Annotated in this window: 22 protein-coding genes; 9 read left to right on the forward strand and 13 right to left on the reverse strand. The window is 61.7% G+C overall.

Annotated elements, in window-relative coordinates; translation table 11 throughout:
* Positions 1-52: 52 nt before the first annotated feature.
* Positions 53-292 carry a BrnA antitoxin family protein gene (locus NKH35_RS01330; protein ID WP_352913147.1) on the reverse strand — a complete coding sequence of 80 codons (240 nt, stop codon included), beginning with the start codon at positions 290-292 and terminating at the stop codon, positions 53-55.
* Between the two features lie 397 nt (positions 293-689).
* Between NKH35_RS01330 and NKH35_RS01335 the strand changes: the two genes are divergently transcribed.
* The 3 genes from NKH35_RS01335 to NKH35_RS01345 all read left to right on the forward strand — a co-directional run bounded on the left by NKH35_RS01335 (position 690) and on the right by NKH35_RS01345 (position 2175).
* Complete coding sequence (locus NKH35_RS01335) at positions 690-992, forward strand: accessory factor UbiK family protein (RefSeq protein ID WP_352913149.1); 303 nt, start codon at positions 690-692, stop codon at positions 990-992.
* A 316-nt stretch (positions 993-1308) separates the two neighbouring features.
* Positions 1309-1809, forward strand: a complete 501-nt coding sequence (locus NKH35_RS01340; protein ID WP_006202532.1) for a type III secretion system chaperone family protein — start codon at positions 1309-1311, stop codon at positions 1807-1809.
* A gap of 6 nt (positions 1810-1815) precedes the next feature.
* Complete coding sequence (locus NKH35_RS01345; protein WP_023672028.1) at positions 1816-2175, forward strand: tRNA-binding protein; 360 nt, start codon at positions 1816-1818, stop codon at positions 2173-2175.
* Positions 2176-2185: 10 nt separating this feature from the next.
* On the opposite strand, the gene NKH35_RS01350 is transcribed toward NKH35_RS01345, so the two are convergent.
* From NKH35_RS01350 to NKH35_RS01365, 4 genes are all read right to left on the reverse strand, one after another.
* Positions 2186-3208 carry a glycosyltransferase family 4 protein gene (locus tag NKH35_RS01350; protein WP_023683722.1) on the reverse strand — a complete coding sequence of 341 codons (1023 nt, stop codon included), beginning with the start codon at positions 3206-3208 and terminating at the stop codon, positions 2186-2188.
* Positions 3209-3430: 222 nt separating this feature from the next.
* Positions 3431-4846, reverse strand: coding sequence for an ATP-binding protein (locus NKH35_RS01355; RefSeq protein WP_023672026.1), 1416 nt, complete (start codon positions 4844-4846; stop codon positions 3431-3433).
* Positions 4847-4934: 88 nt separating this feature from the next.
* Entirely contained in the window at positions 4935-5654 is a 720-nt protein-coding gene (locus NKH35_RS01360) for a response regulator (RefSeq protein ID WP_023672025.1), read from the reverse strand.
* Positions 5641-6174 carry a MarR family winged helix-turn-helix transcriptional regulator gene (locus NKH35_RS01365; RefSeq protein ID WP_023683723.1) on the reverse strand — a complete coding sequence of 178 codons (534 nt, stop codon included), beginning with the start codon at positions 6172-6174 and terminating at the stop codon, positions 5641-5643. Before NKH35_RS01365 ends, NKH35_RS01360 begins: the two co-directional genes overlap by 14 nt.
* A gap of 243 nt (positions 6175-6417) precedes the next feature.
* Between NKH35_RS01365 and NKH35_RS01370 the strand changes: the two genes are divergently transcribed.
* The 3 genes from NKH35_RS01370 to NKH35_RS01380 all read left to right on the forward strand — a co-directional run bounded on the left by NKH35_RS01370 (position 6418) and on the right by NKH35_RS01380 (position 8640).
* Positions 6418-7311: a branched-chain amino acid aminotransferase gene (locus tag NKH35_RS01370; protein ID WP_023695790.1), complete on the forward strand. Its 894-nt coding sequence runs from the start codon at positions 6418-6420 to the stop codon at positions 7309-7311.
* Positions 7312-7456: 145 nt separating this feature from the next.
* On the forward strand, positions 7457-7771 hold the full coding sequence (locus NKH35_RS01375) for a hypothetical protein (RefSeq protein WP_023672022.1): 315 nt from the start codon (positions 7457-7459) through the stop codon (positions 7769-7771).
* Between the two features lie 230 nt (positions 7772-8001).
* Positions 8002-8640 carry an MBL fold metallo-hydrolase gene (locus NKH35_RS01380; RefSeq protein WP_023695789.1) on the forward strand — a complete coding sequence of 213 codons (639 nt, stop codon included), beginning with the start codon at positions 8002-8004 and terminating at the stop codon, positions 8638-8640.
* 67 nt (positions 8641-8707) lie between these two features.
* Here NKH35_RS01380 and NKH35_RS01385 read toward each other — a convergent pair whose 3' ends face one another.
* From NKH35_RS01385 to NKH35_RS01395, 3 genes are all read right to left on the reverse strand, one after another.
* Positions 8708-9133, reverse strand: a complete 426-nt coding sequence (locus NKH35_RS01385) for a BA14K family protein (protein WP_023672020.1) — start codon at positions 9131-9133, stop codon at positions 8708-8710.
* Positions 9134-9325: 192 nt separating this feature from the next.
* Positions 9326-9538 carry a cold-shock protein gene (locus NKH35_RS01390; RefSeq protein WP_023672019.1) on the reverse strand — a complete coding sequence of 71 codons (213 nt, stop codon included), beginning with the start codon at positions 9536-9538 and terminating at the stop codon, positions 9326-9328.
* Between the two features lie 352 nt (positions 9539-9890).
* A complete protein-coding gene (locus tag NKH35_RS01395; RefSeq protein WP_006202520.1) occupies positions 9891-10103 on the reverse strand; it encodes a cold-shock protein in 213 nt (70 codons plus the stop codon).
* A gap of 484 nt (positions 10104-10587) precedes the next feature.
* Here NKH35_RS01395 and NKH35_RS01400 point away from each other — a divergent pair, with 484 nt between their 5' ends.
* Complete coding sequence (locus NKH35_RS01400) at positions 10588-10992, forward strand: Kazal-type serine protease inhibitor domain-containing protein (protein WP_023695788.1); 405 nt, start codon at positions 10588-10590, stop codon at positions 10990-10992.
* Positions 10993-11544: 552 nt separating this feature from the next.
* On the opposite strand, the gene NKH35_RS01405 is transcribed toward NKH35_RS01400, so the two are convergent.
* Genes NKH35_RS01405 through NKH35_RS01415 form a run of 3 tightly spaced genes read right to left on the reverse strand, consistent with a single transcriptional unit; the run spans position 11545 to position 12252 of the window.
* Positions 11545-11682: a hypothetical protein gene (locus tag NKH35_RS01405; RefSeq protein ID WP_023695786.1), complete on the reverse strand. Its 138-nt coding sequence runs from the start codon at positions 11680-11682 to the stop codon at positions 11545-11547.
* 37 nt (positions 11683-11719) lie between these two features.
* The gene (locus NKH35_RS01410) at positions 11720-11986 is read right to left on the reverse strand and encodes a hypothetical protein (RefSeq protein ID WP_023695785.1); all 267 of its coding nucleotides are present in this window, start codon (positions 11984-11986) and stop codon (positions 11720-11722) included.
* Positions 11983-12252: a hypothetical protein gene (locus NKH35_RS01415; RefSeq protein ID WP_023672014.1), complete on the reverse strand. Its 270-nt coding sequence runs from the start codon at positions 12250-12252 to the stop codon at positions 11983-11985. Before NKH35_RS01415 ends, NKH35_RS01410 begins: the two co-directional genes overlap by 4 nt.
* A gap of 323 nt (positions 12253-12575) precedes the next feature.
* On the opposite strand from NKH35_RS01415, the gene NKH35_RS01420 reads away from it, so the two are divergent.
* On the forward strand, positions 12576-12758 hold the full coding sequence (locus NKH35_RS01420; RefSeq protein WP_023728228.1) for a hypothetical protein: 183 nt from the start codon (positions 12576-12578) through the stop codon (positions 12756-12758).
* A 203-nt stretch (positions 12759-12961) separates the two neighbouring features.
* The gene (locus NKH35_RS01425; protein ID WP_352913152.1) at positions 12962-14596 is read left to right on the forward strand and encodes a tetratricopeptide repeat-containing sulfotransferase family protein; all 1635 of its coding nucleotides are present in this window, start codon (positions 12962-12964) and stop codon (positions 14594-14596) included.
* Positions 14597-14603: 7 nt separating this feature from the next.
* Here NKH35_RS01425 and NKH35_RS01430 read toward each other — a convergent pair whose 3' ends face one another.
* Both NKH35_RS01430 and NKH35_RS01435 read right to left on the reverse strand, forming a co-directional pair.
* Positions 14604-14957 carry a DUF1428 domain-containing protein gene (locus NKH35_RS01430; RefSeq protein WP_023683729.1) on the reverse strand — a complete coding sequence of 118 codons (354 nt, stop codon included), beginning with the start codon at positions 14955-14957 and terminating at the stop codon, positions 14604-14606.
* A 71-nt stretch (positions 14958-15028) separates the two neighbouring features.
* Complete coding sequence (locus NKH35_RS01435) at positions 15029-15457, reverse strand: VOC family protein (protein WP_023691563.1); 429 nt, start codon at positions 15455-15457, stop codon at positions 15029-15031.
* Between the last annotated feature and the right edge of the window lie 186 nt (positions 15458-15643).

A 15643-nucleotide genomic window follows, 5' to 3' on the forward strand; every position in this document is an offset into this window, starting at 1 on the left:
TTGGCGGGGTCAAGGCAAGGTGACGACAGCCTGATCGTCAGAGATAACGGGCTCAACCCTGCGGCTTGCCGGCGACCAATTGCCTGAGCGCATCGTTGATCCTGTCTTGCCAGCCGGGGCCATCTTCCTGGAAATGGTCGAGCACGGCGCGATCGATCCTGATCGAGACAAGCTCGCGAACGTTTGGTGCGGCGGAGGGTTCGCGAATGGGAGGCGCGGGTCTCTTGACCGGCTTGAAGGCCGCTTCAGCGGCTTCCATCGGATTGGTCGGTCGGCGCGGGGGCGTTGCCATTGGTTGATCCTGAATGAGAGTGACTCTTGCCTGGAGCAAGTCGTGAGGAAAACTAGGCCGCTGGTCTGTGAAGACCAGTAACTTCACTTGGTTCTCTCTGCCATTGCCCTGTATTTGGCTTCAAGCCTGTCCAGCACCTCGTCGCCAGGCTAGACCCGGCCCGCACTGGCATCCGAAATGCCCTTTGCGAGTGCTGCATCGAGTGCTGCAAAGCGCTTCTCCAAGTCCGCACTGTCCGTCACGGCAACCGTCGTTCCAAGAATCCATTTGCGATAATAGCAATCTGTCGGCCGGACCGTGAGCCAAATCGCGTCCGACATGAAGCCGCACCAGCTTCAACGTTCTTGCATTCCGCAGGCAGTGCCACTACGTCAATTCCAGCAAGCGAGGATTTGCCATGTCGACCGGACCGAACCGCATTCTCGATGAATTCGCCAAGCTGATGACCGATGCCGCGGGTGCCGCACAAGGCGTGCGCCGCGAGGTGGAGACTGCCTTCAAGGGGCAGGCCGAGCGCATCCTCAACACCATGGATGTGGTGCAGCGCGAGGAGTTCGAGGCTGCCCGCGACATGGCTGCCAAGGCCCGCCAAGAAAACACCAGGCTGGCCGCCCGCATCGACGCGCTCGAGGCCAGGCTTGCCGAATTGACCGGACAGGCCGCACCTGCGGCTGCGGCAAAGCCCAAAGCAAAAAAATAAAATTTGAACTTTTCCACAAAGCACAATCCGAAAAAATGCTTTGCCGTGAATCGTTTACCGGCAATGCATGAATCTTTGTGACAGCGCCTTTCCACATGCTGATGACGCAGTGCGAAAAATTAGGCTGTTCACGCGACTCCCGATCAATAGACTGAATTTGTTGCATGATTCGGAGCAGGGTCATGCGGCCGGGCGGTGGGGTCCGGTCCGGGGTCTTTGTGTCGTGAAGTCCTGGCCGTCCGAGTTCAAGACAAGATTGTTCGTCGTGTGTGCCCCGCGGAGCGTGTGGCGCTCCCCTGAACACAGGAAGCATTCCATGGAACTTCTCGAACTCGAATTCTCCCGCGAAATCCATCCGGTGGATGTCATCGAGCAGGTCGCCCATAACAATGACTGGTCCTTCGAACGGGCCGGCGATGACGAAATCTCGATCTCGGTTGCCGGCAGCTGGACCGATTATCACGTCTCCTTCTCGTGGATGGAGGACTTCGAGGCGCTGCATCTGGCCTGTGCTTTCGACATCAAGGTGCCGGAAGCCCGCGCGCTGGAAGTGATGCGGCTTTTGTCGCTGATCAACGAGCAGATGCTGTTTGGCCATTTCGATCTCTGGGAGCAGGAGGGCGCGATCATGTTTCGCCAGTCACTGCTGCTCGCCGGCGGGGTCGAACCGTCGAGCCAGCAGGTCGAGGTGCTTTTGTCGTCGGCGCTTGAAGCCTGCGAATGCTATTTCCAGGCCTTCCAGTTCGTTGTCTGGTCGGGAACCTCGGCCAAGGATGCGCTGGCCGGTGTCCTGTTCGAGACCTATGGCAACGCCTGAGCTTCCATGAGTTCGAGCAGCGCGCGCAAGCCCGAGATCAGCTTTGCCGATTTTGATCGTGTCGACATCCGTGCCGGCACGATCGTCGAGGCCGAGCCTTTCCCCGAGGCGCGCAAACCCGCGTTCAAGCTGAAGATCGATTTCGGCCCTGAGATCGGCGTGAAGAAATCCTCGGCACAGATCACGAAATACTATGCGCCGGAAACGCTGGTGGGACGGCAGGTGTTTGCGGTGGTGAATTTCCCGCCGCGCCAGATCGGTCCGTTCATGTCGGAAGTGCTCACGCTCGGCTTCCCTGATGAGGAAGGCGCCGTGGTCCTTGGCGCCATCGAGCGCAAGGTGCCGGACGGCGGCAGGTTGTTTTAGGAAGATTGCGTCAGGCGGCCAGCTTGCGCCTTGTGCTCAGCGCCTCTTCGACCGTGTCCATGAACATTTCGGCGCAGGCTTTCCAACTGTAGCGCATGGCGCGTTCGCGCGCCTCGGCGCGGTCGACATTGAGCGCGGCGAGCGAGGCCTCGCGCAGATCGGTCGACACCGCGCCGCCGATGCCGTCGCCGACAATGTCGATCGGTCCGGTGACCGGATAGGCGGCCACCGGCGTGCCGCTGGCCAGCGCCTCGATGATGACGTTGCCGAACGTGTCGGTGCGGCTGGGGAAGACGAAAACATCAGCCGAGGCGTAGATCTCGGCCAGCTCATCGTTCGGGCGATGGCCGAGGAAATGCGCCTGCGGGTACTTCGCCCTGAGCCTGGCCAGTTCCGGTCCTTCGCCGACGATCACCTTGCTGCCGGGCAAGTCGAGATCGAGGAAGGCGCTCAGGTTCTTCTCGATGGCGACGCGGCCGACGCACAGGAATACCGGGCCAGGGAAGCCGAGGTCCTTCTTCTTGTCGGGGCGGAAGTGATCGGTGTCGACGCCCCGCGTCCACGGCCTGAGCTTGGTGAAGCCTCGCGACGCAAGGTCCTCCGCCAGCGACTGGGTGGCGACCAGCGTGCCTTGTCCGGAATTGTGGAAATCACGCAGCCAGCGATAGGCCCAGCTCTCCGGCACCGGCAGGCGGGCGCTGAGATATTCGGGAAAGCGGGTGTGATAGCTGGTGGTGAAGGGACGGCCGGCATTGCGGCAATAGCGCCGCGCCATGATGCCGAGCGGGCCTTCGGTGACGATATGGATATGGTCGGCCTTGCGAGCCTCGATCAGCCGCGCGACATGGCCGGGCGTGGTCAGCGCCAGCCTGATGTCGGGGTAGGTCGGCAACGGCAAGGTGCGAAAGATGTTCGGGGTCAGGAAGTCGACCGCAACGTCGAAGGTTTTCAGCGTTTCGGTGAGCCGCTCCAGCGTGTGGACGACGCCGTTGACTTGCGGCCGCCAGGCGTCGGTGACCATCAGGATGCGCATGGCGGTCCTTTGCTCGGGTCGACGGTTGCCTTGATGCGATAGCGGTACGGCCCGGCTGCCCTCGCTTCGCTCCACCGCACCCGGGCAGGCACGAGGTCGAAGTAAGGCGGCTGAGCCGAATCAACTGAGGTCGCGCGCTTCATGCGCGCTCTTGACCATGGTTTCATGACGCGCGGATGAAGGTGGTTTTTGGCCGAGCCCGACTTCCAGATCATGCTTTGGTCAGGCGGGCACCTTGATCACCGCCCGCAGGCCGCCGAGCGGGCTGTCTTCCAGCATGATGTCGCCGCCATGGCTGCGGGCAATATCGCGGGCGATAGAGAGACCAAGGCCGGTGCCGCTGGCGTCGAGGTTGCGCGCCTCGTCGAGCCGCACGAACGGTTTGAACACGTCCTCGCGCTTTTCCGGCGGGATGCCCGGACCGTCATCGTCGATGGTGACGACGAGTGAGCCGCGGCCGTGATCGGCGCTGATCTCCACCGTCTTGGCATAGCGCAAGGCATTGCCGGCGACATTGGACAACAGCCGGGCGAAAGCGTGCGGGCGCACATGCACGTCCGGATCACCGGCAAGCACGGTCGATAGCTTGCGCTTGTGCAGCGACGCCTCCTCGCCGAGCTTTTGGAAATAGGCCTCGAGATCGAAATGGCCGGCATCTTCCGACGCTTCGCCGCGGGCAAAAGCGATATAGCCTTCCAGCATCGACTGCATGTCGTCGATGTCCTGGTTGAGCGCGGCCTTGGTCTCGGGCTTGCCGCCGGCCAGCGCCAGCTGCAGCTTGAAGCGGGTGAGGATGGTTCTGAGATCGTGGCTGACGCCGGTCAGCATGGCGGTGCGCTGTTCCAGCTGGCGTTCGATGCGCTCGCGCATCTGGATGAAGGCAAAGCCGGCCCGGCGAACCTCCTCGGCGCCGCGTGGGCGGAAATCGCGCGGCATCGGCCGGCCCTTGCCGAAGCTTTCGGCGGCCTCGGCCAGAGACAGGATCGGCCGGATCTGGTTGCGAAGGAAGGGGATGGCAATCGTCAGCAGCACCAGTGACGTCCCGACCATCCAGATCAGGAAGATGTGGGTGTTGGAGGCATAGGCCTGGCTGCGGCGCACGAAGACGCGCAGCACCTTGCCCTCGAGCTGGATGCGGACCTCGACGATGTTGGAATTGCCGACCGTGTCGATCCAGAACGGGCGGTTGATCTGGCGGGTGATCTCGGTGGAAAGGACGTCGTCAAGGATCGAGAAGAAGGGCTTGGGTCCAGGCGCCGGCAACGGGTCGGGCGGCAAGAGGTCGACCTTCAACTGCATGCGGTCCTGGGCGATGCGGATGATGTTCGCGTAGTCGCCATCGTGCGGATAGGTCTCGATCATGTCGATGATCGCGGCGATGTCGCGCACGGTGGCCTGCGACAGGCGCTGCGTCACGGTTGCCCAGTGGCGTTCCATGAAGTCGAAGGCGACGACCGACTGCAGAAGGATCATCGGCGCGATGACGATGATCAGCGAGCGGGCATAAAGCCGCTTGGGCATATAGAACGCAACCAGCCGCCAGAACCGCTTCCAGGCACGCGGCATTGCTTTCAGCGCGCGTGATACGCGCGCGCCAAAGCCGCCCTGTTCCGGCCGTTCCAGTTGCGTGGTCGCCATTTGTCCTTTCGCTGGGTCAATGGCCGCTGGTCGATGCCGCTGGTCGATGGCCACACATCTATGGCCAAGGGCGGCCGTCAGCGGCATTCTATTCCACGCTGAGCCGATACCCAATACCGCGCACCGTCTGCAGCCATACCGGATTGGACGGATCGCGCTCGATCTTGCGGCGCAGGCGGTTGATCTGGACGTCGATGGTGCGCTCGCCGACTTCCGAATCGTCGCCGACAAGCTCGTGACGCGGGATCGTTTCGCCGGCCCGCGCGGCAAAGATCGCCAAGATCTCCTGCTCGCGGTCGGTCAGCTTCAGCGCCTCGCCGCCCCGCTTCAGCTCGCGCCTGGCGATCTGGAAGGTGTAGGGGCCGAAGACCAGCTGCTCGACCTTGGGCGTCGTCGCCGGGCCGCCGCGGCGCAGAATGTTATTGATGCGCAGGATCAGTTCGCGCGGGTCGAAGGGCTTGGGCAGATAGTCGTCGGCGCCGGCCTCGAGCCCAGTGATGCGGCTGTCGGTTTCCGATAGCGCGGTGAGCATCAGGATCGGTACGTTCTTCTCCGCCCGCAGCGCCTTGGTGAGGTCGACGCCGGTCTCTCCGGGCATCATGACGTCGAGGACAAGGAGGTCGAAGTCGAGTCCTGCAAGCTTTCGCCTGGCCTCGCCGGCATTTCCGGCGACTGTGACGCGAAAACCATTTTCGGTCAGATACTGCTTGAGCAAATTGCGAATGCGGGTGTCGTCGTCGACCACAAGCAGATGCGGCGCGTCATCGTCCGGCGCCGTCGGCTGGTCCACCCTCTCAATGGTCTCCATGGCTTTTCCCTGACATGTTTGCAGGCACAATGTCGATCTGCGCCCTTAGTTCCGGATTGACCATGGCTTCCAGGAATCGTTCGATCAAGGGACGCTCGCTGGCTCCGGAATCTTCCAATGCAGCACGGATGCGGCGTGACTGTGGCCGCGCCAGGGCCAGCGCCAGGGCGCGCCCCTTGGCTGTCGGATAGAGCTCCCGCTGGCGGCGGTCGCGCGGACCCTGCAATTGCACGATATGGTCGGTGTCGATCAACTGCTTGAGCACCCGCGCCAGGCTCTGCTTGGTGATCTTGAGCACGTCGAGCAGTTCAGCGACCGTCAGTCCCGGCCGGCGGTTGACGAAATGCAGCACCCGGTGATGGGCGCGGCCAAAGCCGTAATCGGCCAGGATCTGGTCCGGATCGGAAGTGAAATCGCGATACGCAAAGAAGAACAGTTCGATGATGGCGAAGTCGATGCCGTCCTCGTCGGTGATCGGCGTCTTGATCGGTTTTCCGGCAGCTGGGCTTCGATCCGTCATCATTTCTCCGTCCATAGAGGGAAATATGTCAGTACTATTGACGTAATTCCCCTGCAATGGTAATTTTTGGCAAGCTTTTGGGCGGATTGCGAACGAAAAGGGAAGGGAGTGCGGTTTTTCCGGAACTTCCTGAGTTTGCCAGAGTTCGATTCTCCGCTTACGCTTCAAGGGCCGCCCGACGCGGCTGTCGCGCAACAAAAACAACACCAATGATATGCGGGTCGCCGCCCGCGGGAGGTTTCCATGGCATCCGTTCCCTTCGACCAACTGGACGGCTTCATCTGGATCAACGGCGAGTTCGTCAAATGGGCCGACGCCAAGATCCACGTGCTGACCCACGGCCTGCACTATGCCAGCGCCGTCTTCGAGGGCGAGCGCGCCTATGGCGGTGCCATCTTCAAGCTCAATGAGCACACCGAGCGTCTGCATGAATCGGCGCGCCTGCTCGGCTTCAATATTCCCTATTCCGTGGCCGAGCTCAATGACGCCTCGACCACGCTTCTGAAGAAGCAGGGTTTCCAGGATGCCTATGTCAGGCCGATCGCCTGGCGCGGCAGCGAACAGATGGGCGTGTCGGCGCAGAACAGCCGCATCAACTGCGCCATCGCCATCTGGCAATGGCCGAGCTATTTCGACCCGGCGCAGAAGCTCAAGGGCATCCGTCTCGATCTGGCGGAATGGCGCCGGCCCGATCCGCGCACCGCGCCGTCGAAGTCGAAGGCCGCCGGCCTCTACATGATCTGCACCATGTCCAAGCATGCCGCCGAGGCCAAGGGCTATGCCGATGCCATGATGCTCGACTGGCGCGGCCAGGTCGCCGAAGCAACGGGCGCCAACATCTTCTTCGTCAAGGATGGCAAGATCCACACGCCGAAGCCCGATTGCTTCCTCGACGGCATCACCCGCCGCACCGTCATCGGCCTCGCCAAGGACCGCGGCCTTGAAGTCGTCGAGCGCGCCATCATGCCTGAGGAACTCGAAGGCTTGGAACAGTGCTTCCTCACCGGAACGGCAGCGGAAGTGACGCCGGTCTCCGAGATCGGTCCCTACCGATTCGAGGTCGGCGAGATCGCCAAGACTTTGATGAACGACTATTCTGCTGCGGTGCAACCTAAGCATGCGATAGCCGCAGAATAACGAAAGTCACAGCTTTTTTCGCAAGCAGGGGCGGTTTTGAGGCCGGCCCCTTTATTTCAGCATCTGTGCATTTGACTTTCGTATAATTCAGCGTCTCATGATGGTGTCGGCCCGGGAGGCTGGCAGCTATGGAGGGACTAGGTACATGGATACGAATACGCTCATTGCGCTCGTTGTGCAGGTAATTGCAGGTGTTGTCGGTGGTCAGGCGGTCGGCGTTGCGCTGAAGAATGCGGCGATGGGCCAGCTGACCAAAATCCTCGGCGGCGCCGTTGGCGGCGTCGGCGGCGCGGCGATCCTCGGCAGCCTGCTCGGCGGTACGGCCGACCCGGCAGCGGCTGCCACGGCAGCGGGCGGATTGGGTGATACGCTGAACCTCAAAAACCTGCTCGGCGGCGCCGGCGGCGGCGCCATCCTGACCGGCATCATCGGTGCGGTCATGGGCGCGATGAAGAAGTAAGCCTCTAGATCATTCACCGTTTCACGGCGAATGATCTAGTTTGTTGTTTTACGCAATTCCGGACGGAAAACCGCTTTACACTTTTCCTGGAATTGCTCGAGACTCAGGCTTCGTCAAATGGGCGGCCGTTGGGCCGCCCATTTCTGTTTTAGGACGGACTGTTTGCCTTTCAGCAGTGGACGGCCTTCGCCCGCGCCTCTACATCACGCTGGAACAGCGAAAGGACAATCATGGGTCAGCTCAATGCCGGCATCGTGCCGGTCACGCCTTTCCAGCAGAACTGCACCATCCTGTTCGACATGGATGACAAGCATGGCGTCGTCGTCGATCCGGGCGGCGACATCGACAAGGTGCTGGCGGTGCTGAAGGACAATGCGATCACCGCCGCTGCGATCTGGATCACCCATGGCCACATCGATCACGCCGGCGGCGCCATGGAGCTGAAGGAAGCACTCGGCATCGAGATCATCGGCCCGCACGAAGCCGACAAGCTATTGCTCGACAATCTCGAGAACCAGGGCCAGCGCTACGGCATTGCCGGGGCGCGCAACTGCGTGCCCGACCGGTTTCTCGCAGAGGGCGAGACGGTTTCGTTCGGCTCACATATGTTCGAGGTGCTGCACTGCCCCGGCCATGCGCCCGGCCATGTCGTATACTACAATCGCGCGGCGAAGTTCGCTCATGTCGGCGACGTGCTGTTTCGCGGCTCGGTCGGGCGCACCGACCTGCCGGGCGGCGACCATGCGGCGCTGATCGCCTCGATTAAGAACAAGCTTTTGCCGCTCGGTGACGAGATCGGCTTCATCTGCGGCCACGGCCCGGGTGGCCGCTTTGGCGAGGAAAGGCGGACCAATCCCTTCCTGACTTAGCGATGTCTTTCTGCCAAGAAAAAAAGCGCTGGCCTTGCGGTCAGCGCTTTTTGTGGGACAGGGAAGCTCAATTCGCGACGCAGAAATGCTGCTCACCGTCATTGCCGGTGAACGTGCCGCTGCGGGCATTGAAGCTCCGGTAGCGGTCCGAGCAGTATTCGTACCAGTCGCGGGTCCACGGCTCGGCATAGCGGTCGGCATAGACGACCCGCGGTTCGGCATAGTAACGGCGCACCGGCGCCGGCCGCACTTCGCGGTAGTCGTAATCGTCGTCATAGCTGCTGTAGCGCGGCTGCGGGTTGCTCAGCGCACCGGCGATCAGAGCGCCGGCCGCAAGGCCGACGACACCGGCCGCAAGCGCGTCGCCATTATGATGACGACCATGGCCATGATGCCAGCGGTTCCAGTCCTTGGCATTGGCGGCAGGCAAGGTGGCGAGGGTGGTCGCGGCCAGAGCGGCGCCCAGGATGGCGGTCTTGAAAATGCGATTCATTTTGGTCTCCTTCGTGCCGGCCCGGATAGTTTTCGGGGATGCGGTCCAGCCTAGGGGACGATTAATAGAAGACCGTGGCTGAACGGGGGCTGAACGGAATTGGCTGATACGATCCAGTTCTTGCGGCAAAACCAAGCGCGTACGCAAGGCGCTCCGCCTCGTCAATCTCCGTCCGGACTGTCTTGAGCCAGCTTAGCCGACCGACAGGTTGACGGCCTTCGGACCCTTGCCGCGCTTGTCCGGCTCGGTGTCGAATGTCACTTTCTGTCCATCCTCCAGACCGGAAAGACCCGAAGCCTGCACGGCCGAAATATGAACGAAGACATCCTTCTGCCCGTCGTCGGGCGTAATGAAGCCGAAGCCTTTGGCATGATTGAAGAATTTGACGGTGCCGGTCTGCGGCATGGGAAGCTCCCTTTGATCCCATAAAGTCCAGTTTCGGGCCGGCAAATGCCCGAAGGGAAATTTGTCCTTTATTTTAGCGCTATCGGCAAGAGAAAGTTTTGGCGACGGCGGCAACGCTGAAGGCTGGTCAAATAGATCGTGGCACCGAAGGCAATTCGCGCCAGACGATTGCTCCGGCGATCAGCCACGGCATTGACCGATAAAGCGTCCTTTGCCTCCGGCGACGGCGGTCATGAAAAAGGCGCAACGGGAAACGTCGCGCCTTCGAAACTCTGGACGGCTGACAAAGCCGGTTCAAACACGCTTTAGGTGCTTTTTCGAGCGCCCTGACGGGCGCGCGGGCACCGCCGGTTCAGGCCGCGCGGAGGTTGACCGCCTTCGGACCCTTGCCCATGCGGTCGGGTTCAACGTCGAAGGTGACCTTCTGGCCGTCGACGAGGGTACGCAGGCCCGAGGCCTCGATCGCGGAAATGTGGACGAACACATCCTTGGCGCCGCCGTCGGGCGTGATGAAGCCGAAGCCTTTGGTCGCGTTGAAGAATTTAACGGTGCCGGTCTGGGCCATTGGGGAAACTCCTTCACCCGTGTCAGTCTTGTGGTTTGCCCGCCGCCTGGCATCGTGGGCAAGTCCCGGTGGTTGCTTCGGCAGTCCTGCATTTGCGCATGGTAAAACCCCCCGCCGAAAACGGGGCCGTCAGAGATTCACAGTATCGGGGAAAGGTCGTCCAAAACGTTCCGCTCTCCGGGTCGCAAATGCCCGAACACAAAATTTATCGCACGGAAACGTGATCGTTGCAAGATAGCGCCGCGGGCCGCGTCCATCGACGCATCCCAACGAAGGCGCTTCGATAAACCTGGGTTCTTAAGAGTTCATCAGCCAGAGCCCGGCCACGCATGGTCCAGCGGTCTGGTCCAGGGCCAAAGCAATGCGCGGGCCGGGCATCGCATGGCTCCCGCGCCGCAAACGGGGGTTGCATTTGGCAAGGGAATGGCGAGGATCGGCAGGCGCGTTTTGCGCCGGGGACGGGGGGCTCGAGGGAGGCATATTCATGAGATTTCTTGCGACGATCTTCTCGCGCCAGGGTTTTATTATTCTCTTCCTGTCGGGTCTTCTTGCGGCCTGCACCGTCGTCGTCGATGACGGGCCGGGACCACGTCCGCGCCCGCCACGGCCGGAACCGGAATTCTGCACCAGGCAATACGAGCCGGTCTGCGCGCGGCGCGGCGGTGACCGCCAGACCTTCGCCAATGCCTGCCTTGCCGAACGGGAAGGCTACCGCATCGTTCGCGACGGCCCTTGCCGCGACGGCGGTGGTGGCGGCGAAGAGCCGACATTCTGCACGCGCGAATACGCCCCGGTCTGCGCCCGCCGCCATGGCGAGCTGCGCACCTTTCCCAACGCCTGCGAGGCCCGTGCCGCCGACTACCGCGTCGTCGAGGACGGCCCCTGCTGATTTTTCCTTCTCCCCTGTCGGGTGAGTCCGCCGGAGGCGAATTCACCGTCCCACTGGCACGATAAAAGGCGGCGAATGCCGGGACCCTGCGAAGCAGCGGGGACCGGGCGGGTGGACCGGACCACCCTTGGTCCTTCGCAGGCTCAGGGCGTTCGAAACTCGAAAAGCCAACAATCGGCTTTTCGTCTGCTGCGCGGACCGCTTCTCACCCCCAAGGGAGAAGGCAAGGTCGCGGATCGGAGTGGTTGCCTACGCCGAATACGCCCCGTCGGCCGGGCCGGCATAAAGCTCTGCGCCGTCCTCGTCGCAAATGCGCAGACGGTCGGGGATCTGTGGCATGGCGAGGCTGTGGAACAGCGCGGTGGCGCCCTGCAGGGCGGCGCGCAGGTTCGGCGCGTCCAGCGATACCTTGTCGAGCGTGGCTTCGTCGGCGTCGCGCGAGCGGCTCGATGAAGAACGTCAAGCACGCCTCCGTTGCAGAGTTTTGCGCGAGATCGTCAGTCCGAGATCGTCAGTCCATTGCCGGCAGGCGCCAGGCGCGCCCCTGGCTGGTCAGCCCTTCGACTTCGGCTTCAGGCTGCTCTCGGCTTGCTTGACCGAGGAACCGAACGGGGAGGCGGCCTTGGCCACCACCTTGTCTTTCCTGGGCTTGCGCGTTTCGCGATTGCTGCGCTGCTGACCCTTGGCCATCTGTCTGCTCCTTCGTACGTGCTGGGTGGGTGCGGTGTCAGACGGCCGGGCTGTCGGGGACAGCCGGGGCGTCCGCTACTTCGAGGTTGTCTTCCGTGGTGACCCGCTCATAGGTCTCCTCCTCGCTGCGGATGCGATATTGCGGCGAGCCATCCTTGACCGGCAATCTGCTCTTGATCTGAAACAGCTCGGCGGTCTTCTGGGCGAGCCCGCTGCGGCTCTTCATGCGCACGGTCTGGCCGATGGCGAAGAGGTGCGAGGGCGTGTCGGTGCGCGGACGCGCATTCTGCTGGAAGCGGATCATGCTGCGTTCTCCTGGTCGCGCCTCAGCGCTGTTTCGAGTTCGAGGTAGTCGATGGCGACAAGCTGGCTGGTGGCCGGGTTCTTCACCGCCCTTGCCGGCAAATGGATGAAGGTGGCGACGCGACGCCAGGCAAGCCGCGACATGCCCTCGATCAGCTCTTCGTCGTGATCGATGTCATAGTCGCCGGCCGGCAGTTGCCCTTCCAGCCCGCCAAGCACGAAGGGTGCCGCGAAATGGGCGATGGAACGGGTGGTGCGATCCGGCATTGGCTTGGCTCTGGTTCGTCGATGCATTCCGGCATCAACCGGGAACTCAACCATCGGCGATTGGAATGAGTTTGGCGGGTCGAGTATCTCCGACGCCGCTATATGCCAAGCTTGACCCAAAAAACGATCTCAGATCAATAATCCGAAATTGTTGGTTATTCAAGCTGATTTCCGCCACGGCTCGACCGGTATAAAAAATTTCTCGTATAAACCCCTAATAAATCTGCTATCGTGGAACAATATCAGCCAATTTCTTATTTAGAGAACATCGGAATAATTATTCCGGTGCCCCTAAGATTATTTTTTACGAAAGGAAAAAATATATGAGATTCATGAAAACGCCGGATCGTCCGACCGCAACAATCGAGCCAATCGTCCTCTTCCCCAAGGCAATATCAGTGCGCCTGACGATAAGAAGCGACGAAGCGGCACGGCGCAAGATTGCCGACACCGACGGCACGCTACGGCGGGAGCGCCGGCTCGCCGAGAGCCACCGGCTGATTTGAACGCTACATTTTGCTGGAATTCCTCTAGAGTTTCGAAGAGGTCCGCGCCCTTGGCGAGCCCACTCTTCCCTTGAACCTGCAGCGCCGATGGCCTAGATCGCGGCAAGCGGACAAAACACGGCAGGTTTCCCATCAACAGAGATCAGAGAAGAGCGGCGGGTGCTGGAGCTGGCGGACAGGCGCCGCTGGGCCTCGACCAATATGTGCAGCAGGCGCTGCAGCTGCATCAGGCCGGGCGCCGGCAGGAGGCCGAGACGCTGTACCGGCAGGTGCTGGCGCGCAAGGCCAATCACCCGGCAGCGGCGCATTTCCTGGGCCTGTTGCTGCACCAGACCGGGCGCAACCCCGAAGGGCTGGAGCTGATCGAGCAGTCTGTGCGTCTGCAGCCGAAGAATCCCGATTTCCTCAACAATCTCGGCACGGTGATGCGCGATCTCGGCCGCATCGCAGCGGCCGCCGATTTCTTCCGCGGCGCGGTAGATCTCAAGCCCGACCAACTCGCGGCACGCGACAATCTGGGTTCGGCGTTGAAACAGCTCGGCCAGTTCGAGGCTGCGGAGGACATCTATCGCGGCACAATCGGGCGCAATCCCTTCCATGTCCGCGCCCGCATCGGGCTTGCCGAAACGTTGCAGGAAGCCGGTCGTCTGGACGAGGCGCTGGCGACCTTTCGCGAGGCGCTGACGATCCGGCCCAGGGATGCCGACCTGTTGCACGGGCTCGGCGTCGGGCTGATGGAAAAAGGCAAGCTCGATGAGGCGGCCGACCTGTTCCGGCAGGCGCTGGCGATCACGCCAGGCATGGCAAAAGCCTGGCTGATGCTGACGCAGGTCAAGCGCCAGAAGGAGCGCGACGCCGAACTCGCCTGCATGGAGGCCCAGCATGCCAAGGCGCCGGCCGACAGCCTGGCGCGCATGCAGCTGTCCTTCGGTCTCGGCAAGGCCAATGACGATTTGAAGGACTACAACAGGGCCTTCGACTATCTCGCTGAAGGCAATGCGATCCGCCGCAAGGGCATCGATTATGATCCGGTCAGGACGCGGGCCGAATTCGAGGCGATGAAGACGGTGTTCAACGCCGGCTTTTTCGAAAAGCACAAGCCAAGTGCAATCTCCGACGACACGCCGATTTTCGTCGTCGGCATGCCGCGCTCCGGCACCACGCTGGTCGAACAGATCATCGCCAGCCATCCACAAGTCTATGGCGCGGGCGAGCTCAGCATGTTGAAAACCGCGGTCGGCAAGCAATTTCCGCTGACCATGCCGGGAGGTTTCCCCTGGGGACTGGTCGATGTATCCGACGCGGAGTTTGCGGAAGCGGGCCACGCCTATCTCGACATGCTGCATGAGCGCTATCCCAACTTCAGGCATGTCACAGACAAGATGCCAGGCAACTTCCTGCTCATCGGCTTCATCCATATGATGCTGCCGAAAGCCAAGATCATCCATTGCGCGCGCGATGCGGCGGCGACCTGCCTTTCGATCTACAAGGTGCATTTCCGCGGCGACAACCACCGCTACGGCTATGATCTGGGCGAACTCGCCGACTTCCACAATATCTACACCGACATCATGGCGCATTGGCACGATGTTCTGCCGGGCGTCGTCCATGACGTGCGTTACGAGGATTTCGTGGCCGACCAGGAGGGACAGACGCGGGCGCTGATCGGGCATCTCGGCCTGTCCTGGGACGACAAGGCGCTGTCGTTCCACGAGACCGACCGTCCGGTGCGCACGGCCTCGGCCGCGCAGGTGCGCCAGCCGATGTATCAGGGCTCGGTCGATCTCTGGAAGCGCTATGGCAACAGGTTGAAGCCGCTGCTGGACAAGCTGGCCTGAGCAGCGGCTAAAGCTCGATGAAGGGCTGGAAACCGCCGAAGATCATGCGCTTCATATCGAAGGGCATAGGCCCCAAATCGGGTGTCAAACGCGGATCGGCCATCACCTTGGCCATTACCGCGTCGCGGCTTTGCCTGGATGAATAGACGGCCCATGCGAAGACCACGATCTCGTCGTCTTTTGCCTGAACGGCACGCGGAAACGAGGTCAACTCACCATAGGGCACGTCGTCGGCGATACATTCGACGTAGGCGAGCGCTCCGTGTTCCTTCCATATCGGGCCTGCGAGGTTGGCCAGCTTCTTGTAGTCATCAATGTTTGCCTTCGGCACGGCGAGCACGAAACCATCGACATAGGACATTGGGTTTTCCTTGGAGTATCTCACAAAGCTCCTTACCGGCGTCAGCCGGTGAGGAGCTTTGTCAGCGGTGGTCAGTCTTTCTTCGCCGGCGCGTTCATCGCCCATTCGACCCCGAAGGGGTCGCGCATGTTGCCCCACTGGTCGCCCCAGAACATCAGCTGCAGCGGCACTGCGACTTCGCAGCCGGCACCGACCGCGCGCTTCCACCAGCCATCGATCTCGTCGGCGCCGAGATGGAGCTGCATGGTATAGCCCTGCGGCTTGACGGCAGGCATGCCGTTTTCGGGGTAGAAATCGGAAATCATCAGCGTCGAGCCGTTGATGTGGAGATGGATGTGCATCGTGCGGCCCTGCTCATCGGGCGGATAGAAGAACACCTGTTCGGCGCCGAAAGCCTTCTTGTAGAATTCGGCGGCCTTGAAGGCGCCGTCCAGCTGCAGATAGGGGGTCAATCCACCGAGAACTTTCGCGGCCGGCTGAATGGGGGTCTGGTCGGTCATGTCTTGTTCCTCTTTGGGTTTGGTCTGGGCATTTGGTTTGGCCTTGCGAACCCTAGGACGAACGAGCCGGCGGCGATCCTACATGTCTGATGCGATTTTCTGGCGAAACGAACTTGCGTCGGCGGCGCCCAATCAGAGCGCAATCCTCGCTGTCAGCAGGCTAGAAAGGGGACTGCTCCTTTAACC

The sequence above is a fragment of the Mesorhizobium sp. M1143 genome (genome assembly GCF_040318435.1).
Taxonomy (GTDB): domain Bacteria; phylum Pseudomonadota; class Alphaproteobacteria; order Rhizobiales; family Rhizobiaceae; genus Mesorhizobium.